The 1,199-nt window shown below is 71.2% G+C and carries 2 protein-coding genes and 1 pseudogene; all 3 read right to left on the bottom strand.

Going from position 1 to position 1,199, the window contains the following annotated elements; translation table 11 throughout:
- A pseudogene (locus ACFPZL_RS13430) lies at positions 1-345 on the bottom strand (EamA family transporter RarD); the annotation flags it as partial.
- Positions 346-354: 9 nt separating this feature from the next.
- Complete coding sequence (locus tag ACFPZL_RS13425) at positions 355-804, bottom strand: GNAT family N-acetyltransferase (protein ID WP_218116057.1); 450 nt, start codon at positions 802-804, stop codon at positions 355-357.
- 73 nt (positions 805-877) lie between these two features.
- Positions 878-1,199 (bottom strand): ROK family protein (locus tag ACFPZL_RS13420; RefSeq protein WP_382335876.1); only part of this gene is annotated, 322 nt, incomplete at its 5' end.

The raw sequence follows: 1,199 nt of genomic DNA, 5'->3' as shown, positions 1-1,199 counted from the left end.
GAAGTATCCGAGCGCGGCCTGCATGGCGCGGCCGTTCAACGGCGCCCAGGCGAAGAGCCACAGCTGCGCGCCGAGCAGTGCGCCGCACGCCACCACGCCGAGCGCGAGCACCGGTCGGAGCCGGATCCGGCGACCGATCTCGGAGATCTGCCGGCCGCTGCGCATCGAGACCAGGACCAGCGCGATGAAGGGCAGGGTGACGACCGTGCGGATCGCCCAGACCTCCTCGCCGGACATCGGAGCGAGGTACGGGGTCAGGAAGTAGACGAGCCCGAACGCGACCGACGACCCGAGGGAGACGATAACGCCCCGGCCGCCCGAACCGGCGACCGGGAGTGACGACACCACCGCGCGCTACAGGTCGATGGCGCCGATGACCTCGCCGTAGGGCGTCTCGCCCACCGGCTGGAAGCCGACATGCAGGAAGAACTGCTCGGGCCCGTCCTCGCCGCGTTCCCACAGTACGGTGAGGCGGCTGACCCCGCGGGTCCGAGCCTCGTCGATCAGCGCGTTCACGGCGAAGGTGCCCACACCCTTGCCCTGCACCTCGGCCTCGACGTTGATCCGCCAGAGGGCCGCACGGAACTCCTCCTGCGGCGAGTCGGGGTCGAAGTTCCCGTGGACGAAGCCGACCACGCGATCCTCATCGAGCACCACCCGCTGCCACGCGCTGTGCGCGGGGACGACGGCGGCGGCTGCGGAATAGGAGACGGGGCTCACGAACTGCTCCTGGCCGGGCTTCAGGCCGAGGCGGTTGACGGCGACGATGGTCGCGGCGGAGAGTTCTTCCAGTCGCAGGCTCATGGCCCCAGGCTAGCGTGCGGCCGAAAATCGCGCCATCGATCGACCCGGAGCCGTGTCATCTCACGTCGTTCGCTCAGGCTCGCGATGCGAGCGCCGCGCCCACCGCCGCTGCCGGAGAGCCCTCCGGCAGCACGTGCAGACGACGGCTCATGCCGAGCTGCGCGAAGAACGAGGTCTCCGCCTCCCACGTCTCGAGCGTGCGCCTGATCCCGTCGATCAGCGGTGCGCCGAGCAGTCGCAGGCCGCCCCCGATCACCACAGTGTCCGGGTCGATCGTGAGACCGAGCACGCGGATCGCCCGCGCCGTGCCCGAGACCAGGAGGTCGAAGGCGCGCCGGGCGTCATCGTCGCCGGCCTCGACTGCGCGGAGCAGGCGGCGGCCCGGATCCGCCCCG

The organism is Leucobacter soli, assembly GCF_042659205.1.
Lineage (GTDB): Bacteria > Actinomycetota > Actinomycetes > Actinomycetales > Microbacteriaceae > Leucobacter > Leucobacter soli.
Note: the sequence above shows the minus strand (reverse complement) of the source record. Positions and strands in the feature narration are given on the sequence as shown.

Coding starts and splice junctions, on each gene's coding strand:
- ACFPZL_RS13425 (WP_218116057.1), bottom strand. CDS start 804: ATGAGCCTGCGACTGGAAGAACTCTCCGCCGCGACCATCGTCGCCGTC.